The organism is Yersinia thracica (assembly GCF_902170565.1).
Classification (GTDB): Bacteria; Pseudomonadota; Gammaproteobacteria; order Enterobacterales; family Enterobacteriaceae; genus Yersinia; species Yersinia thracica.
The window spans coordinates 200698-227482 of the sequence record NZ_CABHXX010000030.1 but is presented as its reverse complement, the minus strand read 5'-3'; the positions used below and the strand labels follow the sequence as shown (position 1 = coordinate 227482).

Genomic DNA, 26785 nt, shown 5'->3' with positions numbered 1-26785 from the left:
GTAGTGTTTAGTTTTCGTTAACTTATAGGGGCATATAGTTCCTCAAAGTGCCAAGTATCCTAGGGATTTCTCAATGCAGAATTTTTTGCCTTTTTCTCGTCCGGCGATCGGTACGGACGAAATTAATGCGGTAGTAAAAGTGCTAGGCTCCGGTTGGATCACCACAGGCCCTCAGAACCAAAAGTTGGAAACTGATTTTTGCGCTGCATTTGGTTGCAAACATGCGGTTGCCGTCTGTTCTGCTACTGCAGGTATGCATATTACGCTAATGGCGCTAGGGATTGGCCCTGGTGATGAGGTCATTACGCCATCTCAGACGTGGGTATCAACCCTTAATATGATTGTGCTGTTGGGCGCTGAACCGGTAATGGTTGATATCGACCGTGACACCTTAATGGTGAATGCGGCGGATATTGAAGCCGCGATCACACCGAAAACCAAAGCCATTATTCCCGTTCATTATGCAGGAGCACCTTGTGATCTTGATGCTCTGCGTCGGATAGCCCAGCAATACGGAATCCCATTAATTGAAGATGCAGCTCATGCTGTTGGTACGCGTTATAAAGATCAATGGGTTGGCGAGAAAGGTACCGCGATCTTTTCTTTCCACGCTATCAAAAACATCACTTGTGCTGAGGGTGGTTTAATTGCCACTGACGATGATGAACTGGCAGCCAGAGTGCGCCGACTCAAGTTTCATGGCTTAGGGGTTGATGCTTTTGACCGCCAAATCCAAGGCCGCAGTCCGCAGGCTGAAGTTGTTGAGCCGGGATATAAATACAACTTATCGGATATTCACGCCGCTATTGCGGTGGTTCAACTTGGGCGTTTACCTGAAATCAACGCCCGCCGACAAGAACTCGTCGCTCGTTATCATGCGGCATTAGCTAATTCTCCCTTGCAACCTTTAGCTGTTCCCCATTATGCCCATCAACATGCCTGGCATCTTTTTATGGTGCGAGTTGATGAAGCGCGTTGTGGTATTGACCGGGATTCACTGATGGCGCGTTTAAAAGATGCAGGGATTGGCACTGGGTTGCATTTTCGTGCGGCGCATACCCAGAAATATTATCGCGAGCGTTATCCGCGCCTTAACTTACCGAATACTGAGTGGAATTCCGCCAGATTATGCACATTGCCCCTTTTCCCCGACATGCTAGACAGCGATGTTGATCGGGTGGTTGATGCATTGGCAACAATTATAGGGTCGCACCGTGTCTGAAAGTGAAAAAATCAAGAAAGTCTCAATCGTTATTCCTGTTTATAACGAGCAAGAGAGTCTGCCAGCATTAATCGAGAGGACGTTGGTTTCCTGTAAGTTACTAACGCAACCCTATGAAATTATTCTGGTTGATGATGGCAGTAGTGACAATTCCGCCGAGCTTTTGACGGCAGCGGCGAATGAGCCAGAGAGCCACATCATTGCCGTTTTACTTAATCGTAATTATGGGCAACATTCCGCCATTATGGCGGGGTTCAATCAGGTCAGCGGCGATTTGGTCATTACACTTGATGCTGATCTGCAAAATCCCCCGGAGGAGATCCCCCGGCTGGTGAGTGTCGCAGAAGAGGGCTATGACGTTGTGGGCACGGTACGTGCGAACCGTCAGGATTCTTTGTTCCGCAAAACCGCATCACGCATGATCAATATGATGATTCAACGCGCCACTGGGAAATCCATGGGTGATTATGGCTGCATGTTACGTGCTTATCGCCGTCATATCGTTGAAGCAATGTTACACTGTCACGAACGCAGTACCTTCATTCCTATTTTGGCAAACACATTTGCCCGTCGCACGACTGAGATTACTGTCCATCATGCGGAACGTGAGTTTGGCGATTCTAAATATAGCCTGATGAAACTCATTAATCTGATGTATGACTTGATTACTTGCCTAACAACAACGCCATTACGTTTATTAAGTCTGGTCGGCAGTGTCATTGCACTTTCTGGTTTCACTCTCGCCGTGTTGTTAGTGGTTTTACGTTTGGTATTTGGCCCAGAATGGGCAGGCGGCGGCGTCTTTACGCTGTTTGCCGTGTTGTTTATGTTCATTGGTGCCCAATTTGTTGGTATGGGGTTACTCGGTGAATATATCGGTCGTATTTATAACGATGTGCGCGCCCGCCCGCGTTATTTCATACAGAAAGTGGTCAGCGCTGAGCAGACCGAAAATAATCAGGAAGTAGAAAAATGAAAGCGATTGTCTTTGCCTATCATGATATTGGCTGTGTCGGCCTGAAAGCCCTTGTTGAAGCAGGTTACGATATTCAGGCGGTCTTTACCCATACTGACTCTCCTGGCGAGAATCGTTTTTTCTCTTCTGTAGCCAAAGTGGCCGCAGATTTAGAGCTACCGGTATTTGCACCAGAAGATGTTAACCACCCGCTGTGGGTTGAACGTATTAAGCAATTACAGCCTGATATCATTTTCTCTTTCTACTACCGCAATATGCTCTGTGATAACATTTTGTCATCGGCACCACGTGGTGGTTTTAATTTACATGGCTCTTTATTACCGAAATACCGTGGGCGAGCGCCGATTAACTGGGCTCTGGCCAATGGTGAGACAGAAACCGGTGTGACCTTACACCAGATGGTGAAGAAAGCCGATGCAGGCCCGATTGTCGGTCAGCATAAAGTCATCATTAGTGAGACAGATACCGCCTTAACGCTACATGCAAAAATGCGTGATGCCGCCCAAGAATTGCTGCATGACTTGTTGCCTAAAATGAAAAATACGTCATTGTCTCTGGTACCCCAAAAAGAAGCCGGAGCCAGCTATTTTGGCCGCCGGACGGCAGATGATGGCGAGATTTATTGGCAAAAATCAGCATCAGAAATCAATAACCTGGTGCGCGCAGTGACCGAACCTTACCCCGGTGCATTCAGTTATCTTGGACAACGCAAATTGATCGTCTGGCGCGCACGTCCGCTCAATATTGTTCATGGCAAACAAGCTGGTACCGTGCTGTCAACCTCTCCACTGGTGGTCGCTTGTGGTGAAGGTGCGCTGGAGATTATGACGGGTCAGGGGGAGGATGGGTTATATGTTCAGGGGCAGCGTTTGGCACAAGAGATGGGGATTGTCACTGACGTCCGACTCGGTAACAAGCCAAGTAAAACCCTGAAAAGACGTACCCGCGTATTGATATTGGGCGTCAATGGCTTCATTGGTAACCATCTGACTGAGCGTTTGTTACGTGATGACCGCTATGAAGTTTATGGCTTAGATATTGGTTCTGATGCCATCAGCCGTTTCCTGGACAACCCGAATTTCCATTTTGTTGAGGGTGATATTAGTATTCATTCCGAATGGATTGAATATCACATTAAAAAATGTGACGTTATTCTGCCTTTGGTGGCGATTGCGACCCCTATTGAATATACCCGTAATCCGCTGCGTGTTTTCGAATTAGATTTTGAAGAAAACCTAAAAATCGTTCGTGATTGTGTTAAATACAATAAACGTATTGTCTTCCCATCCACCTCCGAAGTGTATGGCATGTGTGATGATAAAGAATTCGACGAAGACACTTCACGACTGATTGTTGGGCCGATTAATAAACAACGTTGGATTTACTCGGTCTCCAAACAACTGTTAGACCGTGTTATTTGGGCTTATGGCGCGAAAGAAAACCTGAAGTTTACTCTGTTCCGTCCATTCAACTGGATGGGGCCGCGTTTGGATAATCTTGATGCCGCCCGTATTGGCAGTTCCCGTGCTATTACGCAGCTTATTTTAAATCTGGTCGAAGGTTCTCCAATTAAACTTGTCGATGGTGGGGAACAAAAACGTTGTTTTACAGATATTCATGATGGCATCGAAGCATTATTCCGTATTATTGAGAATCGTGATGGTGCTTGTGATGGACAGATAATTAATATCGGTAATCCAACCAATGAAGCCAGTATTCGTGAATTGGCGGAAATGTTATTAAGCAGTTTCGAACAACACGAATTACGCGATAAATTCCCGCCGTTTGCTGGCTTTAAAGATATTGAAAGTAGCGCATATTATGGGAAAGGCTATCAGGATGTAGAACATCGCACGCCAAGTATTCGTAATGCGCGTCGTCTTTTACAATGGCAACCAGAGATTACTTTGCAACAAACCGTCACGGAAACTTTAGACTTCTTCCTGCGTGGTGTTGTTATTGAGCAGAGTGTTATTGGGCAGAGTGTTATTGAGCAAAACAAAACCTCAAAGGATGAACATCAGGTATGAAGCAAGTTGGCCTGAGGATTGATGTAGATACCTACCGTGGAACGAAGGAAGGTGTGCCATCACTGCTTGCTGTACTGGAAAAATATGAGATTAGCGCCAGCTTTTTCTTCAGTGTTGGGCCGGATAACATGGGGCGCCATTTATGGCGCCTTTTCCGCCCCCGTTTCCTGTGGAAAATGCTGCGTTCTAATGCTGCGTCGCTTTATGGCTGGGATATCTTGCTGGCAGGGACGGCCTGGCCGGGTAAACAAATTGCTAAAGATTTCGGCCGGTTGATGAAAGAGACTTTGCAGGCGGGCCACGAAGTTGGCTTACATGCTTGGGACCATCAAGGTTGGCAAGCTAAAGTCGCCTCTTGGTCAGAACAGCAATTAACCGCGCAGGTGCAATGGGGCGTTGATGCATTACAAAAAAGCATTCAGCAGCCAGTTACTTGTTCTGCGGCGGCGGGCTGGCGTGCCGATGAACGCGTTTTGACAGTAAAACAGTTATTCTCATTCAGCTATAACAGTGATTGCCGTGGTACTCATCCTTTCCGCCCATTGTTGCCTGATGGTAGCTTGGGCACTGTACAAATTCCCGTCACTTTACCCACTTACGATGAAGTCGTGGGCAGTGAGGTTCGGGCCGAAGATTTTAATGATTTCATTATGAATGCCATTTCACATGATAGCGGTGTGCCGGTTTACACTATTCATGCTGAAGTCGAAGGGATGTCACAGGCATTGATGTTCGAACAATTATTGATTATGGCGCAGGAGCGCGGTATTCAATTTTGTGCTCTGAGCTCACTATTACCCGAAAATCTGGATTCACTCCCCGTAGGGAAAGTTGTACGCGCTGCTTTTCCAGGGCGAGAGGGGTGGCTAGGGTGTCAGTCAGATATAAAGGATGTGCAATGAGGCTGTTAAAAGGAAGTGGCGCAGTACTGCTGGCATTGTTTTTTGCTCTGGTTTATCTATTGCCGATTAATAGCCGTTTATTATGGCAGCCTGATGAAACACGTTATGCTGAAATAAGCCGCGAAATGTTACAGCGTGGCGACTGGGTTGTGCCGCATTTACTGGGAATTCGTTATTTTGAAAAACCTATCGCGGGATATTGGTTCAATAATATTAGCCAGTGGATCTTTGGTGATACTAATTTTGCCGTAAGATTCGGTTCAATATTTAGTACCGCCCTGAGTGCCGTTTTAGTTTATTGGTTGGCAACGTTATTATGGCGTAACCGTTCCACATCGTTTTTAGCAGCATTAATTTACCTTTCCATGTTGTTGGTATTTAGTATTGGTTCTTATGCCGTACTGGATCCGATGATTTCATTATGGCTCACTGCATCGATGGTCTGTTTTTATCTCACGCTGCGAGCAGAAACAGCAAAACAAAAAGCAGGGGCTTACCTCCTCCTTGGTTTGGCTTGCGGTATGGGCTTTATGACCAAGGGGTTTCTGGCATTGGCAGTGCCGGTTATCTCGGTATTGCCAATTGTCATACAGCAAAAAAGAGTAAAAGAGCTGATTGTTTTTGGCCCGGTAGCCATCGTGGGTGCGATAATATTGAGTTTGCCGTGGGCATTAGCTATTGCTCAACGCGAGCCTGATTTTTGGCGCTATTTTTTCTGGGTCGAACATATTCAGCGCTTTGCAGAGAAAGACGCTCAGCATAAAGCCCCTATTTGGTATTATCTGCCTATTTTGTGTCTGGGGGTTTTGCCCTGGTTGGGGTTATTACCTGGAGCCTTATTGAAAGGGTGGCGTGAACGGGTTGCTCGGCCTGAGTTATTCTTTTTGCTCAGTTGGGTATTAATGCCGCTGCTATTTTTCAGTGTAGCTAAAGGGAAACTTCCGACTTATATTTTACCCTGCATGGCACCATTATCTTTATTGATGGCCGCTTATGCCACTGATTGTGCTGAAAAGATGCGCGTGCGGGCATTAAAGATTAATGCTGCGATAAACCTCGGCTTTGGGTTTATCTGTGCATTGGCTATCTTGATTATTGGTATGGGGCTGGTGGCTCATCTGGTGGCATATGAACCCCATGAACATCAAAAAGTCATACTGGCGACAATTGCCTTTGCCGGATGGGGGATAGTCGGTTTTGTTACTCTGCGTAATAATGCGCGCCATTGGCGCTGGGCTGCGGCTTGCCCATTGCTGTTTATATTGCTGGTAGGTTATCTGATTCCGCAGCAGGTCATTGATTCCAAACAGCCGCAGAACTTCATTCGGAATAATTTTGACGAACTCAATAGCAGCCGTTATGTGGCAACTGACAGTGTGGGTGTCGCGGCTGGGCTTGCTTGGGAGCTAAAACGTAGTGATATTTTGATGTTTAGCGAAAAGGGCGAATTGGCTTATGGGCTGAATTATGCTGACAGTGAAAGTCACTATATCAGTGGCCGAAATTTCAACGATTGGCTCGCTGAGGCTCGTAAGCTAGGTGATGTTTCACTGGTGGTTCAATTATCTCGCGATGAGAAAATACCGGATAGTTTACCCGCAGCGGATAAAGTTAACCTGATGAATCGCTTAGTACTTTTGTGGTACAAGAAAACACCATGACCAACTACCTGTTATTGATAATGGTCAGTTTATTGACCTGTGCGGGGCAGTTGTGTCAGAAACAAGCTGCGCAATGCTGGGCCTTGCCGCAAGAAGAGCGACTGGCCCCGGTATTGTGCTGGCTGGTTAGTGCCGTGTTGTTACTCGGTTTGGGGATGTTGCTGTGGTTACGTTTACTGCAACATTTACCTCTCAGTGTGGCGTATCCGATCCTCAGTTTTAATTTCGTGTTAGTCACCTTGGCCGCTCAACTGTTTTATGGTGAGAAAGCGACTTCTCGCCATTGGTTGGGGGTTGCTTCCATTATGTTTGGTATTCTTTTAATTAGTTGGCATTTATGAAAGGGTATGGCTGGGGAATCGGAAGTGTGCTGCTGGTGACGGCTGCCCAATTAATATTGAAATGGGGCATGATGAATACGCCATTAATGTCGTTAGCCGATATTAATGGGCAATTCTTATTCAATCACCTGACACAATTACTTGCCGTTATTTGCGGGCTGGCGGGATATGCATTATCAATGTTATGTTGGTTCTTCGCACTAAGATATTTACCACTCAATCGTGCATATCCACTATTAAGCCTCAGTTATGCATTGGTTTATTTAGGTGCTGTATCACTCCCATGGTTTAGTGAATCTGCAACTTTACTGAAGACATTGGGCGCGGGCTTTATTTTGCTGGGCATATGGTTGATTAATACAAAACCAATAAAAAGAGACTGAAATTACTATCTAATTGATATTTGACCAAAAACATCAATGTCAGTTGCCTCATAGCAGCGAGACCCAGGGATGGGCCGAGTAACGAAAGCAGCCAACGCACATGCAGCTTGAAGTATGACGGGTATAACTTGTTTTTTCCAAACTCAATAGTTAAATTAGTCTACTGATATCCTTCATTAGCAACTAGCTGATTGTATAGTGAATTGGCTAAGCTTTACCTTGGTGAATTATCGATGCGGATACGTTTCTGGATCTTTCTGATCAGTATTATCCTTGCTGGCTGTAGCAGCCATACCCCGACACCAAGTGGTCACTTGTCTGATTCTATTGTGGTGGTTGCAAAACTGAATGAACAACTGCGCCAGTGGGAGGGCACGCCTTATCGTAATGGCGGGTTAGACCAACGCGGCGTTGATTGTTCTGGTTTTGTTTATCGCACATTCCGCGATCGTTTTGACATGCAATTGCCTCGCACCACCATTGCGCAAACCACGCTAGGCACGAAAGTCTCCCGTGATGAACTGATGCCGGGTGATTTAGTGTTCTTTAAAACCGGTAGCGGGCAAAATGGATTACACGTTGGCATTTACGATACAAATGATGAATTCATCCATGCTTCAACGAGCAAAGGTGTCATTCGTTCATCGCTAGAGAATGTTTACTGGAAACGGGTGTATTGGCAAGCGCGCCGTATGTAAAACATCCCCTTCACCCTTGAAGCCGCAGGGGTGTTAGCTGCGCTCGCGCACCCGAATCACTTACTTGATGTAAGCTCATCGGGATTTGTTCACTTGCTGCCTACCTGCAACTCCAGTGTTTTTGGGGTATCCCCTTCACCCTTGAAGCCGCAGGGGTGTTAGCTGCGCTCACACTCATTCACCCGAACCTAAAGATATCTATGCCGGTTATGTTATCTTAATGGTTGATTATTTTGGTTCGGAGCCGCGCTTATGTCATCCCTTCGGTTACTCATTTCTGATTCCTATGATCCCTGGTTCAATCTGGCGGTAGAAGAGTGTATTTTCCGCCAAATGTCGCCGGATCAGCGGGTTCTGTTTTTATGGCGTAATGCCAATACCGTGGTCATAGGCCGCGCGCAAAACCCATGGAAAGAGTGTAATACCCGGCGCATGGAACAAGATGGGGTGAAATTGGCCCGACGTAGCAGCGGTGGTGGGGCGGTATTTCATGATTTGGGTAATACCTGTTTTACTTTTATGGCCGGTAAACCGGAATACGATAAAACGATATCAACTCAAATTATTCTGAATGCATTGGCCTCTCTGGGTATTCAGGCCACGGCATCGGGCCGTAATGATTTGGTCGTGATCAAGAATGATGGTGAGCGCAAAGTCTCCGGTTCCGCTTATAAAGAAACTAAAGATCGTGGTTTTCATCATGGGACTTTATTACTCAATGCTGATCTCAATCGTCTGGCTGATTACCTCAATCCTGACCCGAAAAAATTGCAGGCCAAAGGCATCACCTCGGTGCGGTCACGGGTGACGAATCTGGTGGAGTTACTGCCGGGAATTGACCACGAAAAGGTCTGTATCGCCATCCAACAAGCTTTTTTCAATTATTACGATGAAAAAGTCTCAGCAGAAATCATCTCTCCACAAGCATTGCCCGATCTGCCCGGTTTCACCGAACAATTTGCCAAACAGAGTAGCTGGGAGTGGAACTTTGGTCAGGCTCCGGCATTTAGCCATCTGGTCGATACCCGCTTTGTCTGGGGCGGAATTGAACTGCATTTTGATGTATTGCACGGAGCAATTGACCGCTGTCAAATATTCACTGATAGTTTGAATCCAGCGCCGTTGGAAGCCCTCGCCCAACAATTACAGGGCGCAGCTTATCGCCCCGACGCCATTAATGCGATTTGCTTGCAATTAAGTGATGACTTTCCTGACTCACAAGCTGAGCTGTTACAGGTTCGCCATTGGCTGGCGGAGGTTATGCGCTGATGAACTCACCTCAATTTAAAAGTAGCTATGGGCAGCAATTGAGCGGTTTTTATACTCATTTGCTACCCACACCTTTAAAAGGGGCGCGGCTGCTTTATCACAGTGAGCCGCTCGCCAGAGAACTGGAGCTTGATGCCAGTTGGTTCAGCGCCCCAAAAGCGGCGGTATGGGCGGGGGAAACGCTATTACCCGGTATGGAGCCATTGGCACAAGTGTATAGCGGCCACCAATTTGGTATGTGGGCGGGTCAGTTGGGGGATGGGCGCGGTATTTTACTGGGAGAACAACAGCTTAGTGATGGTCGCCATATGGACTGGCATTTGAAAGGTGCCGGTCTAACCCCCTATTCCCGCATGGGGGATGGGCGGGCAGTATTGCGCTCCGTGGTGCGCGAGTTTTTGGCCTCTGAAGCTTTGCACCACTTAGGGATCCCTACCAGCCGCGCGTTGACTATTGTGACCAGCGACCACCCGGTTTATCGCGAGCAAACAGAGCGGGGGGCGATGCTATTGCGGGTGGCTGAAAGCCATGTGCGTTTCGGTCATTTCGAGCATTTCTACTACCGCCAGCAGCCCGCTCAAGTTAAACAACTCGCCGATTATGTTATTGCGCGCCACTGGCCGCAGTTCGTTGGGCAAGAGGAATGCTATTTGCTGTGGTTTACTGATGTGGTTAAGCGCACTGCACGGCTAATGGCTCATTGGCAGACGGTGGGTTTTGCCCATGGTGTGATGAATACCGACAATATGTCGATACTTGGCATCACCATGGATTATGGCCCATTCGGCTTTCTTGATGATTATGTGCCCGGCTATAGATGTAATCATTCTGATCACCAAGGGCGCTATGCTTTTGATAATCAGCCTGCGGTGGCATTATGGAACCTGCATCGGCTGGGGCAGGCGCTGTCTGGTCTACTGACTCCGGAGCAGTTGCAGCGGGGGCTGGAGGCCTATGAGCCAGAATTAATGGCGGCTTACGGTCAGCAAATGCGCACCAAATTAGGTTTCTCTGAGCGCGATGGTCAGGATAATGACTTATTGACGGGGTTATTGAGTTTAATGATTAAAGAAGGGCGGGATTATACCCGAACCTTCCGTTTGCTGAGTGAGGTGGAAATACATTCCGCCCAATCGCCATTGCGGGATGATTTTATCGACAGGGCCGCTTTTGATAGTTGGTACAGCCGTTATCGCGTGCGTTTGCAACAAGAGTCGATTAATGATGCACAGCGCCAGCAAATCATGAAAGCGGCGAATCCTCACTATATATTGCGCAACTATTTGGCGCAGTTGGCTATTGATCATGCTGAAAAGGATGATATTCAGCTCTTGCAGCGTTTACATCAGGCTTTGCAGCAGCCTTTTGCTGACCGACCTGAATTCAATGATTTAGCGGCATTGCCACCGGAGTGGGGCAAGCATTTGGAAATTTCCTGCTCCAGTTAGTCAGAATAGGTGGCAGGAGAATTTTCCCGCCACCCAAGTTTTTTCCTGTTTTTATCTTAGTGAGATTCGGCCGCGGTACGAAGTTGTTTGAGAACATCCGGGGTTTGTAAGCCGAACCCCAGTAAAGCCATGTCATCAAGCACCAGCAGCCGTTTTTGTTTACCCGCCGGGGTGAGAATCAAGCCCGGTAACCGCCAGACATTATCTACGCCCTTGAGCGCCGCTACGCCATGAGTGGTGACAATGAGTAAATCAGGGGCGCTGGCGATGATCCCCTCTTGTGACAAAGGGCGATATCCGCTAAATTCCTCAATGGCATTTTTCAGCCCCGAAGCCCTGAACATGCCATCAGCTGCGGTGTCTACACCCGCCGCTAAGGGCGGGATTCCTGCATGAATCATGACAAATAAGGCTTTCACTGGCAGCGGGGTTGAAATCACCGTGGCTAACTGCTGTTGGTAATGCTGAATCAGTTGTTGGCCTTTTTCTTCTTGATTCACCGTGGCGGCAATCATCCGTATCTTATCTATCACTCTCTCCGGCGATTTATCTGCCGGAACAAAGATAAGCTTGACCCCGTGCTCTTTCACTTGTCTTAATGCCCGTGAAGTCTCGGCGCGTGCGGTGCTCAACACCAAGGTGGGTTTTAAAGCAAGAATGCCCTCTACATTGAGCAGGCGCATATAACCCACATCGGGCAGCGCTTTTAGTGGCGCGGGATTCAGGCTGGTGCTGTCACGGGCCACAATGCGGTCACCGACACCTAATGCGTAGGTGATTTCAGAAACATCGCCGCCAATGGTTACGATACGTTGTGTGGCAAAGCAATTTATTGAAATAACATACATAAGTGAAATGACAAATCTGAATGAAACGACCCATTTAAGTGCCGCCGCCCATTTATTCATCCAGTGTCCCTATTGCAATCAATTCAGCTAATTGGTCATACCATTTATTTTGCTCGGATTGGCCTTCGCTGCGCTGACCAAAGATTTGCAAAATATGCTTACCTTGCTTATCAAGCAATTCCAGACTCGAAACAAATCCCTCTTTAGTCGGCTTGCGAGTCACCCAACTTTCGGCGATAGCCAACTGATTTATCTGCAAATTAAACTGAGGGTCACTCACGGTGACCCACCAGCCGTCAGCGGGGTTTTCCTCTTGCGAAATCTCAAGTTGTTCAATGACCCCGGTGAATATCTGCATGCATCCACTGTTGCCGACGAACAGCATTATTTCATTTTGGTCAGTGTGAGCGGCGTTAAGTATTTGTATTAATGCTTGATTGTTAACCCGACAAGCTAAGTCATCTTTCACCGCGTTAAAGGCCTGTTTGCGCGTGATGTTATGGCGCTTTAGCAACATGAAAAATTGATGAATATCAGTCAGCTTTCGCCATTCAGCATCAATCATGGCGTTGTCGATAGGCGATTTAGTGGTGGTGGTCTCATCGGCTGGCTCTATTGTCAGCGGAGAATTATTCGCCGTACGATACTTAGCGACCAATGCTTGCCAGGCGTCTTGGTTTGTTGCCTCGGTACAATAGATTTGATGAATGGCATTACCTTGAAAATCAAAACATTGGATACTCAGTTGCTCACCGGACGCGGTGGTTTCGCGCAAGCTGAAAATAGTGCTCCAGTGGCGAAAAAATAGTCTTAAATCCAGGGCGCGCGGATTAAGGAGTAAACCCAGATGACCATGAAGCCGCAAGTTCTGATACTCGCCGGTCAGTTCATGAGCTGCATGTTGGTTACGGGTAATTGAGCGGGTGACGCCAACTTTTTTTAACTCGGTAAGCAGCACGCTGGCGCTGATATCCAATCGTTCTGCATCCTCGCCTACCCGGACATAGGCCAGTTCGGCCTCGCTGACATTCAGTTTATGGGCTAAATCACGGCAGGACAGTTCGGCGTGAGTTTGCTTAGTGTTGAGGTAGCGTTGAGACAGTGTTATTTCCATTGATTTGTTCCTTGATAATTTAGTGCCGCAGCTGGTGAGACTGCGACAGGGTTCCATAGAGCCAGTTAATTATGGTTGTTTATTGACCATTTATTATGGCCGGTGAGATGAAATATCACCATTGATAGCTGATCAACAACTTAGCATTACGCCCATCCTGAGGAATTTCTTGTGGAGAGTAATATTCTTTATTAAAGGCATTGCCCAGTAGCGCCGTCGTGGTGATCCCGTTGAATGTCTCTTGCCCACGGTAGCTCAGATAAAAGTCATGCACGGCGTAACCCGCTTGCGGTTTATAGGGTTTGCGTGACGAAGTTTGGGCATCATTGTCTTTCATAAATTTGGTGTTTTCCGCCATAGTGATTATCCAGCCGGTGCTAAAACCGCTGTTCGCCAGCGGGATATTCAGGCGGCTGGTGACGGTGTCAGGATTGATGCTGTGAATAAATTGGCGAGTATCGAGGTTGATGCCACGGGTGCGGTTATAGGCCAGATTCCAGTCAAACCAGGTGTTTTGATAATCCAGCGAGGCATCCCAACCCCAGCTTTTGCTGCGCGGGATATTGATATAAGTTGAGGATCCGATGGGGCCGCCATAAACTTTATTGGTGATACGATCTTTGGCATCAATATGAAAATAGCTGGCTTTCAATTTGACGGCATCGTTATCGGCCAGCAGATTGTCAAAATGCACACCCAAACCCGCTTCACGAGTGGCGTTACTTTCGGGGGTTAAATTAGGATTAGGCCGCCAATAATTGAACACAAAATGATGTGAATTATTATAAAGCTCAGCCAGTGTTGGGCTGCGAAACGCCTGGCTGTAAGCACCAAATAGCATTAACCAATCGGTCGGGTTGACGGTCACAGCTCCGCGTGTGGACTGGTTTTTAGCTTCTCGATCCGCAAAACCCTCGCGGCTGTTTTTATAGCTGTCGAAACGGGTACCCACCAGCAAGGTCACTGGCAGATCGCGTAAGGTCACTTCATTTTGCAGCCAACCGGAAGCAAATTTGATTTCAGCCGGGGGGAAACTGCGGGTCACTCCCTGCGGAATTTGCTGCTGGTGGTAGGTTTCAACGCCATAAGTCAGCAGATGAGCCGCCGGGCTGTAGGTCAATAACGAGCTGCGATTCTCCAGTTTTATACCACGGGTTATCTGCTTGCGGCTGCCGTAACCCTCACCGCGTACATCATCGTTGACATTAATCTCGGAAGTGTAAACTTGCGTGGTGGCATCCAGCCAATTAAGGTGCTGTGGCTGTAGGCGGTAGGTTAACTCGGCGTCGCGTTGAATCGTCGAGCGCGCCATCATCGGGCTTTTATTCCACTTTAGATCTGGCGCACTCTGGTTGGCCATGCGGGGTTCCAGCGCGCGGTTATTGTAATAACGCAGAGCCGTGCTTAATGATTGGCTATCAGAAAGGGAAACCGTGCCCTTAAGCATCAGGCTATCAATGGCTTCATCGTTGGGCGCATCATAACCATTGCTTTGGCGAATCTTTCCTGTCACTCGTTTACTCAGGGACATCAGGCCGTCGAGATGTTCAGTGCGACCAAAAGCAGACATCGTGAGGCCCCGGCCATGGGAGGCACTGGCGCTATAATGGCTAATTCGCATGCCCAACTTTTCACTATCTGCGAGTAAATCCGCAGCATCAACTGTCTGGTAAGCAATAACGCCCCCCATGGCACCGCTACCAAATAGCGAGGTTGATGGGCTACGAATCACCGTGACTTTCTTGATTAACGCCGGGTCAAGAAATATGCCATTAAAATGTGTCCCTTTGATTCCCTGACGAATGCCGTCGATTAACACCAGCACGCCGTATTGATCATAGCCCCTGATATTCACGTTTTGCCCGTTGGTGCGGCCAACCCCGGTGATACTCACCCCCGGCACATTTTTTAGCATGTCGGCGGCGGTGGTAGCGGTTTGCTGCTGCGGCCGCGAGGCATCAATGTCAGTCACGACACCAGGATGTTTAAAACTGTCGATTATGGTACGCGTACCGGTCACCTTCAGAGTGTCATTATGATTTTTTGAAGAGGGGCTGGCATTTGCCGCTGACGACAACGCCAGGGTAATAATCAAACTGCATGAAGATAAACGAAAGACCTGAGGCATAAACAGCTTTCCTTATATTATTGAATATAATCAATGGATTGCTGGCTGCCTGAGTATTAACTATTCGGTGGCTGGCGGGGTAGATTGGGTTTTTCACCAGAAAGTGACTCAGAATTACTTAGTCAATATGAGTTTCCCTGCTTTAGTTTGGCGCAAATAATAAAGCTGGCCTTGGTGATTGATGGCGACAACATCCTGTAGCCCAAGCAACTGTTGGCTGTTAATACATGAAAATGGCACTGAGGGAGGCGTCTGGTCAGTGGCGTTTTGAGTGCGATAAGTGGCTTTGTGCATAAGGCAATTCTTCAGAGTTCATATTATTATCAAATTGATAATGATTATCATCTCCATTTGTGGTTTGTTTCAATCCTAATGTTTATTAGTCGTCATTCCGCTGCATTTTTTTTCATTAGTTATTGGCACTTTGACTGATTCGGGTCGGGAAAAAGGGGGGTATACGAATGGAGGAGTTTTGTATATTTAGTTCAGTGATGGAATGCCGCGAAGAGAAAGCGATTCCATCACTGTTATAACAGGAGTTAATGCTAATTAACCTTGCTATTCATTGTTGATTAAAACGGTCATTGCTCATTAAAACGGCTGCTCACGGCATCCGCCAGTAAACTTAGCAGCTGTTCAGTATCGGCCCAACTCAGGCAAGGATCAGTGATGGATTGCCCGTAAGTCAGCGGTTGGCCAGCCACAATTTTCTGTGTGCCTTCAACCAGGAAGCTTTCCGCCATAACTCCGACGATAGCGGTAGAACCAGCACGGATCTGCTGGCCGATATCTGCTGCCACTTCTAACTGGCGGCGATGCATTTTCTGGCAATTGCCGTGGCTGAAATCCACCACTAAATGTTCAGGTAAATCAAATTCACGCAAGCTATCACAAGCTGCCGCGAGGTCAGATGCACCATAATTTGGTGTTTTGCCACCGCGCATAATAATGTGCCCGTAGGGGTTGCCACGGGTTTGATAAATGGTCATTTGCCCGGTTTTATCTGGTGACAAAAACATATGGCTCGCTTGTGCTGCACGGATAGCATCAATGGCGATGCGGGTGTTACCGTCAGTGCCATTTTTGAAGCCCACAGGGCAGGAGAGGGCAGATGCCATTTCGCGGTGGATCTGGCTTTCCGTGGTCCTGGCCCCAATTGCGCCCCAGCTAATCAAGTCGGCAATATATTGACCGGTCACCATATCAAGGAATTCGGTGGCGGTCGGCAGACCTAACTCATTGACGGCCAACAGCAAGCGCCGTGCCATTTCAATGCCCAAATTCACCTGACATGAGCCATCCAATGCGGGGTCTGAAATCAACCCTTTCCAGCCGACCACCGTCCGTGGCTTTTCGAAATAGGTGCGCATGACGATTTCAAGACGGTCTTGATAGCGAGTTCGTAATACATTCAGCCGCGTTGCATAATCGATTGCAGCATCCAGATCGTGAATCGAGCAAGGCCCGACGACCACCAATAGACGTGGGTCTTCACCGGTGAGTATTTTTTCAATCCGCTTACGTGACACTGTCACGTTATCAGCAACCGCCTCGGAAATCGGTAACTTCTCCGCCAATTGTTGTGGCGTCACCAAGCTATCGATGCGCGCGGTCCGCAGTTCATCAGTTTTGTACATGAAAATTCTCTAAATCTGTTCTTCTCTGCGGCAGGAATACCGGGAAGTGATGGCGATCACAATAAACCAAAACTAAATGAATTCAACCGCCAGCATCATGATTTATACAAATTTTGATTAAATATGATGTAAATTATTTTTTGCGGGAATGATATGCCCCCAGACGCTAAGGGGGATAATTAGAACATTCGGCGGCTCATCCCCAAAATATCCAGAATTTTGGTTGAGATCTCTTCGACGGAATAGTTGGTGGAATTCAGATAGCGAATCTGATTTTTACGAAACAGCGCCTCGACCTCTCCAACTTCCATCCGGCATTGGCGCAGGGAGGCATAGCGGCTATTTTCACGCCGTTCTTCGCGAATGGCCGCCAGCCGCTCAGGGTTAATGGTTAAGCCAAACAACTTCTGCTGGAAAGGTTTCAGCGCCGCCGGAAGCTGCAAATTGTCCATATCATCGGCAATAAAAGGGTAATTAGCGGCCCGAATACCAAATTGCATGGCCAAATACAGGCTGGTGGGGGTTTTGCCGCAGCGGGAAACACCCAATAAAATCACCTGAGCCTGGTCGAGATTACGCAGCGAAATGCCGTCATCATGAGCCAGTGCATAGTCAATGGCGGCGATGCGCGCATCATATTTGCCCAGATTACTGGCAGTTAAACCATGGGTGCGGTTGAGGACGGGTTGCGGTGATACCCCCAGTTCGCCCTGAAGCGGGGCCACCAGCGCTTGCACAATATCTTGGCAGAACCCTTCACTATGCTGAATGAGTTCCCGAACCTCTGCACTGATTATTGAATAGAAAACCAAGGGGCGGACGCCAGTCTCGCGATATATTGCATTAATCTTCTCGCACACCTCTTGAGCTCGGGTAGCACTTTCAACAAATGGCAGCGTAAAGGTGGTCGCTTTGACCGGAAACTGAGATAAAACAGCGTGGCCGAGAACTTCTGCCGTGATTGCCGTACCATCCGAAATATAAAATACACTTCTTTCCACACTGACTCCTGAATAATTTTCTGGTCGATCTTTGCCGCTGTTGAACTCCATCAGTGTGCCTTATTCGACCTATTGGTAAAGTGTTCGCTGTCAGAATAGCCTGAAAATAGTTTTTCTTGTTGGGTTGATCGATTCACCTGTCCATGAGGTATGGATGATTGTGCTAGTCTGAAACGTACCCTACTGATCGTCCCATAATTAATGACCTGTAAAAGGATTGTTTCGATGTCCAACAATGGCCTAACCCCGTGTAATGTGCTTTGGTACAACCAGCTTGGCATGCATGATGTTGAAAGAGTGGGGGGCAAAAATGCTTCTCTGGGTGAAATGATAACCCATCTTTCAGAACTGGGTGTCTCGGTGCCCAATGGTTTTGCTACCACAGCTCAGGCTTTTAACGACTTTCTGGAGCAAAGCGGCGTTAACAACCGTATTTATCAATTGTTGGATAAAACCAATGTTGATGATATCGCGGCGTTAGCTAAAGCCGGCGCGCAGATCCGTCAATGGGTGATTGATACGCCGTTCCATCCTGAATTCGAACAATCTATTCACGATGCGTATAAGCAGTTAGCGGATGACCCGAATGCTTCCTTTGCCGTGCGCTCGTCAGCCACTGCGGAAGATATGCCGGATGCCTCTTTTGCCGGGCAGCAGGAAACTTTCCTGAATGTGCAGGGTATCGATGCCGTGATGATTGCTATCAAGCATGTCTTTGCCTCACTGTTCAATGACCGGGCCATTTCTTATCGCGTGCATCAGGGCTATGACCATCGCGGCGTGGCACTGTCGGCGGGGGTGCAGCGGATGGTGCGCTCAGATCTCGCCTCCTCTGGCGTGATGTTTACCATTGATACTGAATCAGGTTTTGATCAAGTGGTCTTTATCACCGCCGCCCATGGTTTGGGGGAAATGGTGGTGCAGGGCGCGGTCAACCCTGATGAGTTTTATGTCCATAAACCCACATTACGTGACGGCAATCCCGCGATTTTGCGCCGTAATATGGGGTCGAAAAAGATTCGCATGGTCTATACCGAAAACCAAAACCACGGCAAACAAGTCCAAATTGAAGATGTGCCAGAAGCGCAACGCAATCGTTTCGCTCTCAGTGATGACGAGGTGGAAGCACTGGCCCATCAGGCATTACTGATTGAAGAGCATTATGGCCGCCCGATGGATATCGAGTGGGCGAAAGATGGCCATACCGGCCAGCTGTTTATCGTGCAAGCGCGTCCGGAAACGGTGCGTTCCAATCAGCAGGTCATGGAGCGCTACCAGTTAAATACGCAAAGCAATGTACTGGTGGAGGGCCGCGCTATCGGGCATCGGATTGGCGCGGGGCCGGTTAAGGTCATTCATGATATCAGCGAGATGGATAGAATTCAGGCTGGTGATGTTCTGGTAACAGACATGACTGACCCTGATTGGGAACCCATCATGAAAAAGGCATCAGCCATTGTCACTAACCGTGGCGGGCGAACCTGCCATGCGGCCATTATTGCCCGTGAGTTGGGGATCCCTGCGGTAGTGGGTTGCGGTAATGCCACGGATTTGTTGAAAGAAGGGCAGAATGTGACGGTTTCCTGCGCTGAGGGGGATACCGGCTATGTTTATCATGAGTTGCTCGACTTCTCTATTCAAAGCTCACAAGTCACTGAATTACCTGATTTACCATTGAAAATTATGATGAATGTGGGCAACCCGGACCGGGCTTTCGATTTTGCCCGCTTGCCAAATGAGGGGGTCGGGCTGGCGCGGTTAGAATTTATCATTAACCGCATGATTGGCGTGCATCCGAAAGCGCTGCTGGAGTTTGATCTACAGTCAGCGGAAATTCAGGCTGAAATTAAGGCGCTGATGAACGGTTATGACAGTCCGGTTGAGTTTTATGTTGATCGTCTGACTCAAGGGATTGCTACATTGGGGGCAGCATTTTCACCCAAACGAGTGATTGTGCGCTTGTCAGATTTTAAATCTAACGAGTATGCCAATTTGGTCGGGGGCGAAAAATATGAACCCCATGAGGAAAACCCGATGTTGGGCTTCCGGGGTGCCGGGCGTTATATCGCAGACAGTTTCCGTGATTGTTTCGCACTCGAATGTGAGGCGGTTAAGCGCGTGCGCAATGAGATGAAATTGACCAACGTTGAGATAATGGTGCCTTTTGTACGCACGGTAGATCAAGCAAAAGCGGTGGTGGAAGAACTGGCCCGACAAGGGCTTAAACGTGGCGAAAATGGCTTGAAGATCATTATGATGTGTGAAATTCCATCTAATGCTTTATTAGCTGATCAGTTCCTTGAACATTTCGATGGTTTCTCTATAGGTTCCAACGATATGACTCAGTTAACTTTGGGGCTGGACAGGGACTCTGGTGTGGTGTCTGAATTGTTTGATGAGCGCAATGAGGCGGTAAAAGCCCTGTTATCCATGGCGATTCAGGCGGCTAAGCGGCAGGGTAAATATGTCGGGATTTGCGGACAGGGGCCGTCAGACCATGAAGACTTTGCGTTATGGTTGATGGAGCAAGGAATCGACAGTTTGTCTCTTAACCCAGATACCGTGGTGCAAACCTGGTTAAGTCTGGCGCAAGCCACTCATCATTGATAAACCGGCGCATTGATCAATACCCGTAAAGAGTATTTTCATTATCCGCAGCGATGGCTGCGGATTTGAATGTTATTTGTAGTTTTACATTAGAAATAAATAGCAAAAAAAAAGCCTGTCTTAGGTGACAGGCAAAGACTACACACAGCAATAAGTGTATTCGATTACAGATATTTAAATAAGTCATTATGAAATGATTTATTTAAATATCTCAGGGGAAACATTGAGAATAATAAATAAATTCCGAGAGTTAGTCATTAAGAATCATCTGAATAAAATTAATTAAACATATATTTACTATAAAAGTGATTTCGTCTTGTTATTAATGATGACCTTATTTAATGACTTTATTTAACCATCTTTTTTAATCAAAAATAGAATTCGTTGTGAGGAATATAAATATGAATATTAAAGGCCCCATTGTTTATTAATAATAGTCTAAATTGCTGGGTAATAGGGGTTAGGCAGCATAACCGCCAAACCCTATTACCCGTCATACTTCAAGCCGCATGTGCGTTCGCTGCTCTCTCTCACCCGAATCACTTACTTGGGTAAGCTCATCGGGGTGTACTCGCTGGCCGCCTTCCTGCAACTCGAATTATTTAGGGTATAAATTTTAAAGCTCTTCTAAATGTTTGGCGACTTCGGTGAGGCTCTCTTCGGGTTCCGGTGCTTCACTGACCCAAGCCGACGTCAATCGGTAAGAAATAGCCAATACCACCGGGCCGATAAACAACCCAATCATGCCGAATGACAGCAAGCCACCAATAACGCCGGACAGAATTAATATCATCGGCATATCAGCTTCCATGCGGATCAGATAAGGCCGTAAGACGTTATCCATGGTCCCGACAATACAGCTCCACACCAGTAATATGGTGCCCCAGGTCGAATCACCCGTCCAGTACAGCCAGATGACGGCGGGGATCAGGATTAGCAGTGGTCCAAGTTGCGCGACACAACAAATAAACATTAAGACGGTAAACAGCGTCGCGTATTGAATCCCGGCAATGGCGAGACCAATTCCGCCCAACACCGCTTGCACCAGCGCAGTGACCACAACACCTAATGCAACAGCGCGAATGGCTTTCGCCGCCAGTACCACCACGGCATCACCGCGTTTATCTGCCGCCCGCACGGCGAAATGGCGAATGCCCAAGCCCACTTGTTCCCCATGGAAATAGAGCAAAATACTGAACAGCACCATCAGCGCCAGATGAATCAAGAAGTAGCCGATATGAGCGGCTTGTGCCACCAACCAGGTTGCGGCGGCACCAACATAAGGCTGAACTTTGGCGATAAGGACATTCCCGCCACCGGCAATCAATGTATGCCAGCCGCTATACAGCTTGTTACCCACCATAGGGACTGATTTTAACCAGGTGACATCGGGCATTTTTAAATTGGATGGGCTAGATGCCCACTGGATCAGCGGGCCACTGTTTTCCACCAGGCTACTGACCAGTAATGCAATCGGGATAACAAACAGTAAAACCAACAGGATGGTCATAATAATCGCGGCCAACCAGCGTTTGCCCCAAAGCAGATTTTGCAGCCGGATCAGCAGCGGCCAGGTGGCAATAACCACCATGCCAGCCCAGGCAAAGCCCATAATAAAAGGCTGCACCACCCAAAAACTGGCGATAATCATTATCATAATGAATATCACCCCAAACATCAGTTTAGGTAAATCGAAACGACGTAGTTGCGGGTCATTCATCAGTGGGTTCTCACTTCATCATTCATGGCAAGGTGGCCATTGCACTGTTTTCTATATACTCATTAAATTTTGTTCTAATGAGGGGTTTGTACCAATCTCATTAAGTCTCAGCTGTAATCATGGTGTATTTCCCCCGTTTTTAACAGACCGCTTGAGTTTTACTGCTGTATTTTTATCAAAAAAAAAAGCAATGTCCTCGGCATAATGTAAATCCGATGACAGAAAAAGTATCGAAGGAGCGCGTTTTTACCGTCTCTTGACTATTATTTGTGCAATATAAAATTTTGATACTTAATAGTTTATGACGGTATTTGACCCTGGTTGATAGTCATCACTTTCGCATCATTCTGAATTGATATAAATCGTTCGACAAAGGTGATTGCGAACAGATAATCTTCCTGTGGAATAATCCTTAAAACAATGACACATATAGATAGGGTCGCACTAATGATCCCACAGATTTCTCAAGCACCGGGTGTTATTCAGTTGGTGCTGGATTTTTTGGACGCTTTGAAGCAACACGGATTCACCGGCGATACTGTCACTAATTATGCCGATCGCCTGACCATGGCGACGGACAACAGTATTTATCAATTACTGCCTGATGCCGTTATATTCCCGCGCTCGACTGCGGATGTGGCACTGATTGGCCGCCTGGCGGGGCAGGATAATTTCAAATCGTTGGTCTTCACCCCACGCGGTGGCGGAACGGGAACCAATGGCCAGGCATTGAACACCGGTATTGTGGTGGATATGTCGCGCCATATGAACCGCATTCTGGAGATCAATGTCGAGCAAGGCTGGGTACGGGTTGAAGCGGGCGTGATTAAAGACCAGCTTAATCAATACCTGCGGCCGTTCGGCTATTTCTTTTCACCGGAATTATCTACCAGTAATCGCGCCACTTTGGGCGGAATGATTAACACCGACGCCTCTGGTCAGGGTTCATTGGTCTATGGCAAAACGTCTGACCATGTGCTGGGTTTGCGCGCCATTTTGCTGGGTGGTGAGATGCTGGACACCCGCGCGATGGCGACGTCGCTGGCAGAAACAATTGCCCAGGAAGATTCGGTCACCGGCCGTATTTACCATACCGTGCTGAATCGCTGCCGTGACCAACGTGCGCTGATTCTGGAAAAATTCCCTAAATTAAACCGCTTCCTGACCGGCTATGATTTACGCCATGTGTTCAGTGACGACCTGCAAACGTTTGATTTAACGCGGATTCTAACCGGCTCTGAAGGCACGCTGGCCTTTATTGCCGAAGCAACGCTGGACATTACACCTTTGCCGAAAGTTCGCCGTTTGGTGAATGTGAAATATGACTCTTTTGATTCCGCGCTGCGCAATGCCCCTTTTATGGTGGAAGCCAAAGCGCTGTCAGTGGAAACCCTGGACTCCAAAGTCCTCAATCTGGCGAAAGAGGATATTGTCTGGCACTCGGTTAAAGAATTGATTACGGATGTCCCTGATCAAGAGATGCTGGGGCTGAATATTGTTGAGTTCGCCGGTGATGATAAGCCACTGATTGACATGCAAATGGAGGCACTTTGCCAACGTTTGGATGATTTGATGGCGGCCCATGAAGGCGGGGTGATTGGCTATCAGATTTGCAGTGAATTAGCCGGGATTGAGCGCATTTATGGTATGCGCAAAAAGGCGGTGGGGCTGCTCGGCAACAGTAAAGGGCAGGCCAAGCCGATCCCGTTCGCCGAAGATACCTGTGTACCACCCCAACATTTAGCTGATTATATTGTTGAATTCCGCCAATTGTTGGATAGCCACAATCTGACTTACGGCATGTTTGGTCATGTGGATGCTGGCGTGTTGCATGTTCGTCCGGCACTGGATATGTGCGACCCGCAACAAGAAATGCTGATGAAGCAGATATCTGATCAAGTGGTGCAGCTGACGGCGCGCTATGGCGGCTTGTTGTGGGGGGAGCATGGTAAGGGCTTCCGCGCAGAGTACAGCCCAGCGTTCTTCGGTGAGGTGCTTTATCATGAATTGCGGCAGATAAAATCCGTATTTGATCCCGATAACCGCCTGAATCCGGGGAAAATTTGTTCACCATTGGCCAGCGATGCGCCGATGATGAAAGTGGACACGCCCGACAAACGCGGCACTCTGGACCGGCGCATTCCACTGGCGGTCAGAACTTCATTCCGTGGCGCGATGGAGTGCAATGGTAACGGGCTTTGCTTTAACTTTGATGTCCGCAGCCCTATGTGTCCGTCAATGAAAATCACCGGTGACCGGATTCATTCGCCGAAAGGGCGGGCAACTCTGGTGCGGGAATGGCTACGGCTGTTATCCGAGCAAGGGGTTGACCCAGTGGCACTGGAGCAAGGGCTGGCAAGCCAGCGGCCCAGCTTGCGCGGGCTGATTGAAAAGACGCGTAATACCTGGCATGCCAGCAAGGGTGACTATGATTTCTCTCATGAAGTTAAAGAGGCGATGTCGGGGTGTTTGGCGTGTAAAGCTTGCTCGACACAATGCCCGATAAAAATTGATGTGCCGGGCTTCCGCTCCCGCTTCCTCCAGTTGTATCACACCCGCTACCACCGGCCCCTGCGTGATTATGTGGTGGCGGGAGTGGAAGACTATGCCCCGCTGATGGCGAAAGCGCCGAAAGTGTTTAACTTCTTTCTCAAGCAACCTTGGGTGGGCGCGTTAAGCCGCAAAAGCATCGGCATGGTGGATTTGCCGCTGTTGTCCAGCCCAACCTTGAAGCAGTCATTGTCCGGTCATTACGCCAGCACCATGACACTGGAACAGCTTGAGAAGCTACCCGCGGCTGAGCGCCGCCAGCATGTTTTGATCGTGCAAGACCCGTTTACCAGTTATTACGATGCGCAGGTTGTCGCCGATTTTGTTCGGCTGGTGGAGAAACTCGGTTTTAATCCAGTGTTACTGCCATTCTCGCCGAATGGTAAAGCGCAGCATATCAAAGGGTTCCTGCAACGCTTTGCCAAAACAGCTCGGAAAACAGCTGATTTTCTTAATCGCATTGCGCTATTGGGTATGCCAATGGTGGGGGTTGACCCGGCTTTGGTGCTTTGTTATCGCGATGAATATAAAGAGATTTTGGGTGATTCCCGTGGTGAATTTAGCGTGCAGTTGGTGCATGAGTGGCTACAGGTGGCGTTGAAGGAGCAACCCGAACAGCCAATAAGCGGCGAATCTTGGTATCTGTTCGGTCATTGCACCGAAACCACGGCGCTGCCAGCCAGCAGTCAGCATTGGGCCTCGATATTCTCCCGCTATGGTGCCAAACTGGAAAACGTCAGTGTCGGTTGTTGCGGCATGGCGGGAACCTATGGTCATGAAGCAAAAAATATCGATAATTCATTAGGCATTTATGCATTATCCTGGCAGCAGGCTTTGCAAAAACTGCCGGGTAAACGTTGTTTAGCCACCGGTTATTCTTGCCGCAGCCAGGTTAAACGCATTGAAGGCAATGGCTTGCGGCACCCATTGCAGGCGCTGCTAGAGTTGGTTTAATTGGAGATAATTTAATGTTGTGGAAACGCAAAACGACGCTAGCTGAACTGAACAAAATTGGCGCTGATTGTATGGTCGCCCACTTGGGTATTGAAATAACCCGGCTGGGCGATGACGAATTGGAAGCCACTATGCCGGTAGATCATCGGACAACTCAACCTTTTGGGCTGCTGCACGGCGGGGCGTCAGTGGTGTTGGCGGAGTCATTGGGGTCGATGGCGGGGTATTTATGTACCACTGAAGGGCAACAAGTCGTGGGGTTGGAAATCAATGCCAATCATCTCAAAGCGGCCCGGTCTGGGAAAGTACGCGGCTGTTGTCGTGCTATTCATGTTGGCCGCAGCCATCAGGTTTGGCAGATTGAAGTTTTTGATGAACAAAACAATCTGTGCTGTACCTCCCGTTTAACCACCGCGGTGCTATCCCCCACGAAATAACCCTTATAAATACAAGTCTATATGTCGCTCTGGGCCAGAGCGACATCAATTCCTATCGCCTCAGCCTGGTATTCATCTCCTGACAATTTTGTTTACTCGATAAATGCGGCGAATCTCTCTGATAGGTTCCCCCTGAGAGAGTTTTCAGCTAAAGTTAATGGAGAAATAGGTATTTTTTATGAATGTTTAAAAACACAGGGGTTAACCACGATTAGCCTCTGAAATAACAAGGGATTTGAACATTGCTGTGATAATTATTGTTTTATTTCATGGCGATAAAAGTGCACTTATTTATCCAGACTTCTTCGGCCATCGCAGCATGCTTGTTCGTTGCCGCCTCATTTGAGGTCTAAACGGCACTTTTCTTAATATCCCTGCAAAACAAACGGTTGAAGTGATAATTATTATCACTACCATTGTCAATAATCTGTGTTGATTTCCCCATAATCAGCCAGCTAATTATTAAGAGAGATGAGGTAGGGCATATGCAACAGGAATCCGTCGGGACATTCTCACTCGATGATAATGTTTGGCAAGGTGTGACGATAACCGATAGCGCAGCGGCGCAAATTATCCGGCTCATGCAGCAGGACCCTGAAATCAAAGGGTTACAGCTTGGGGTTAAGCAATCCGGTTGTGCCGGATTTGCGTATGTGATGGATATGACCAAGGAGCCGGCCAATGACGCGCTGGTGTTCGAACAGAGCGGTGCCAGACTTTACGTGCCACTGAAAGCGATGCCTTTTATTGATGGCACGGTGGTGGATTACGTCCGCGAAGGGCTGAATCAGATTTTTAAATTTAATAATCCTAAAGCTCAGCATGCCTGCGGGTGTGGCGAGAGTTTTGGCGTTTGAGC

At 48.0% G+C, this 26785-nt stretch carries 21 protein-coding genes and 1 other RNA gene; 14 read left to right on the top strand and 8 right to left on the bottom strand.

Annotated features, from left to right (window positions below):
* The first annotated feature begins 73 nt into the window (after positions 1 to 73).
* From arnB to FTA91_RS04520, 10 genes are all read left to right on the top strand, one after another.
* Entirely contained in the window at positions 74 to 1222 is a 1149-nt protein-coding gene (arnB, locus tag FTA91_RS04565) for a UDP-4-amino-4-deoxy-L-arabinose aminotransferase (protein ID WP_050115286.1), read from the top strand.
* Positions 1215 to 2198: an undecaprenyl-phosphate 4-deoxy-4-formamido-L-arabinose transferase gene (gene arnC, locus FTA91_RS04560; RefSeq protein ID WP_145582992.1), complete on the top strand. Its 984-nt coding sequence runs from the start codon at positions 1215 to 1217 to the stop codon at positions 2196 to 2198. The genes arnB and arnC overlap by 8 nt, the downstream gene beginning before the upstream one ends.
* Entirely contained in the window at positions 2195 to 4228 is a 2034-nt protein-coding gene (gene arnA, locus FTA91_RS04555; RefSeq protein WP_145534462.1) for a bifunctional UDP-4-amino-4-deoxy-L-arabinose formyltransferase/UDP-glucuronic acid oxidase ArnA, read from the top strand. Before arnC ends, arnA begins: the two co-directional genes overlap by 4 nt.
* Positions 4225 to 5130, top strand: coding sequence for a 4-deoxy-4-formamido-L-arabinose-phosphoundecaprenol deformylase (gene arnD / locus FTA91_RS04550; protein ID WP_050115291.1), 906 nt, complete (start codon positions 4225 to 4227; stop codon positions 5128 to 5130). Before arnA ends, arnD begins: the two co-directional genes overlap by 4 nt.
* Positions 5127 to 6791: a lipid IV(A) 4-amino-4-deoxy-L-arabinosyltransferase gene (gene arnT / locus FTA91_RS04545; RefSeq protein ID WP_145534459.1), complete on the top strand. Its 1665-nt coding sequence runs from the start codon at positions 5127 to 5129 to the stop codon at positions 6789 to 6791. The genes arnD and arnT overlap by 4 nt, the downstream gene beginning before the upstream one ends.
* Positions 6788 to 7132 (top strand): 4-amino-4-deoxy-L-arabinose-phosphoundecaprenol flippase subunit ArnE, encoded by a 345-nt coding sequence (arnE, locus tag FTA91_RS04540; RefSeq protein ID WP_050115294.1) that lies wholly within the window; start codon positions 6788 to 6790, stop codon positions 7130 to 7132. The genes arnT and arnE overlap by 4 nt, the downstream gene beginning before the upstream one ends.
* Entirely contained in the window at positions 7129 to 7515 is a 387-nt protein-coding gene (gene arnF, locus FTA91_RS04535; RefSeq protein ID WP_038632597.1) for a 4-amino-4-deoxy-L-arabinose-phosphoundecaprenol flippase subunit ArnF, read from the top strand. Before arnE ends, arnF begins: the two co-directional genes overlap by 4 nt.
* Before the next feature lie 233 nt (positions 7516 to 7748).
* A complete protein-coding gene (locus tag FTA91_RS04530; RefSeq protein ID WP_050115296.1) occupies positions 7749 to 8213 on the top strand; it encodes an NlpC/P60 family protein in 465 nt (154 codons plus the stop codon).
* 252 nt (positions 8214 to 8465) lie between these two features.
* Positions 8466 to 9482: a lipoate--protein ligase A gene (locus tag FTA91_RS04525; RefSeq protein WP_050115298.1), complete on the top strand. Its 1017-nt coding sequence runs from the start codon at positions 8466 to 8468 to the stop codon at positions 9480 to 9482.
* Complete coding sequence (locus FTA91_RS04520) at positions 9482 to 10930, top strand: protein adenylyltransferase SelO (RefSeq protein WP_145534456.1); 1449 nt, start codon at positions 9482 to 9484, stop codon at positions 10928 to 10930. Before FTA91_RS04525 ends, FTA91_RS04520 begins: the two co-directional genes overlap by 1 nt.
* 56 nt (positions 10931 to 10986) lie before the next feature.
* Here FTA91_RS04520 and FTA91_RS04515 read toward each other — a convergent pair whose 3' ends face one another.
* The 6 genes from FTA91_RS04515 to ppsR form a co-directional block, all read right to left on the bottom strand.
* Positions 10987 to 11838, bottom strand: a complete 852-nt coding sequence (locus FTA91_RS04515; protein ID WP_050115302.1) for a heme/hemin ABC transporter substrate-binding protein — start codon at positions 11836 to 11838, stop codon at positions 10987 to 10989.
* Entirely contained in the window at positions 11831 to 12892 is a 1062-nt protein-coding gene (locus FTA91_RS04510; protein WP_145534453.1) for a hemin-degrading factor, read from the bottom strand. The genes FTA91_RS04515 and FTA91_RS04510 overlap by 8 nt, the downstream gene beginning before the upstream one ends.
* A 115-nt stretch (positions 12893 to 13007) precedes the next feature.
* Positions 13008 to 15020 carry a TonB-dependent hemoglobin/transferrin/lactoferrin family receptor gene (locus FTA91_RS04505; protein WP_145582991.1) on the bottom strand — a complete coding sequence of 671 codons (2013 nt, stop codon included), beginning with the start codon at positions 15018 to 15020 and terminating at the stop codon, positions 13008 to 13010.
* A 114-nt stretch (positions 15021 to 15134) separates the two neighbouring features.
* On the bottom strand, positions 15135 to 15314 hold the full coding sequence (hemP, locus tag FTA91_RS04500; protein WP_050115308.1) for a hemin uptake protein HemP: 180 nt from the start codon (positions 15312 to 15314) through the stop codon (positions 15135 to 15137).
* A 287-nt stretch (positions 15315 to 15601) separates the two neighbouring features.
* Positions 15602 to 16657, bottom strand: coding sequence for a 3-deoxy-7-phosphoheptulonate synthase (locus tag FTA91_RS04495; protein ID WP_145534447.1), 1056 nt, complete (start codon positions 16655 to 16657; stop codon positions 15602 to 15604).
* A gap of 179 nt (positions 16658 to 16836) precedes the next feature.
* Positions 16837 to 17658: a posphoenolpyruvate synthetase regulatory kinase/phosphorylase PpsR gene (ppsR, locus tag FTA91_RS04490; protein ID WP_050115462.1), complete on the bottom strand. Its 822-nt coding sequence runs from the start codon at positions 17656 to 17658 to the stop codon at positions 16837 to 16839.
* A 225-nt stretch (positions 17659 to 17883) separates the two neighbouring features.
* Here ppsR and ppsA point away from each other — a divergent pair, with 225 nt between their 5' ends.
* Positions 17884 to 20265: a phosphoenolpyruvate synthase gene (gene ppsA / locus FTA91_RS04480; RefSeq protein WP_050115312.1), complete on the top strand. Its 2382-nt coding sequence runs from the start codon at positions 17884 to 17886 to the stop codon at positions 20263 to 20265.
* 103 nt (positions 20266 to 20368) lie between these two features.
* Here the strand turns inward: ppsA and rprA are convergent.
* Positions 20369 to 20477, bottom strand: an RNA gene (gene rprA / locus FTA91_RS04475) — antisense sRNA RprA.
* 404 nt (positions 20478 to 20881) lie between these two features.
* On the bottom strand, positions 20882 to 21985 hold the full coding sequence (gene ydiK, locus FTA91_RS04470; RefSeq protein WP_050115314.1) for an AI-2E family transporter YdiK: 1104 nt from the start codon (positions 21983 to 21985) through the stop codon (positions 20882 to 20884).
* Positions 21986 to 22432: 447 nt separating this feature from the next.
* Here ydiK and ydiJ point away from each other — a divergent pair, with 447 nt between their 5' ends.
* The 3 genes from ydiJ to sufA all read left to right on the top strand — a co-directional run bounded on the left by ydiJ (position 22433) and on the right by sufA (position 26783).
* Positions 22433 to 25489: a D-2-hydroxyglutarate dehydrogenase YdiJ gene (gene ydiJ / locus FTA91_RS04465; protein ID WP_145534442.1), complete on the top strand. Its 3057-nt coding sequence runs from the start codon at positions 22433 to 22435 to the stop codon at positions 25487 to 25489.
* Between the two features lie 14 nt (positions 25490 to 25503).
* Complete coding sequence (locus FTA91_RS04460; RefSeq protein ID WP_050115318.1) at positions 25504 to 25926, top strand: hotdog fold thioesterase; 423 nt, start codon at positions 25504 to 25506, stop codon at positions 25924 to 25926.
* Between the two features lie 485 nt (positions 25927 to 26411).
* On the top strand, positions 26412 to 26783 hold the full coding sequence (gene sufA / locus FTA91_RS04450; RefSeq protein ID WP_145582989.1) for a Fe-S cluster assembly scaffold SufA: 372 nt from the start codon (positions 26412 to 26414) through the stop codon (positions 26781 to 26783).
* The last annotated feature ends 2 nt before the right edge of the window (positions 26784 to 26785 follow it).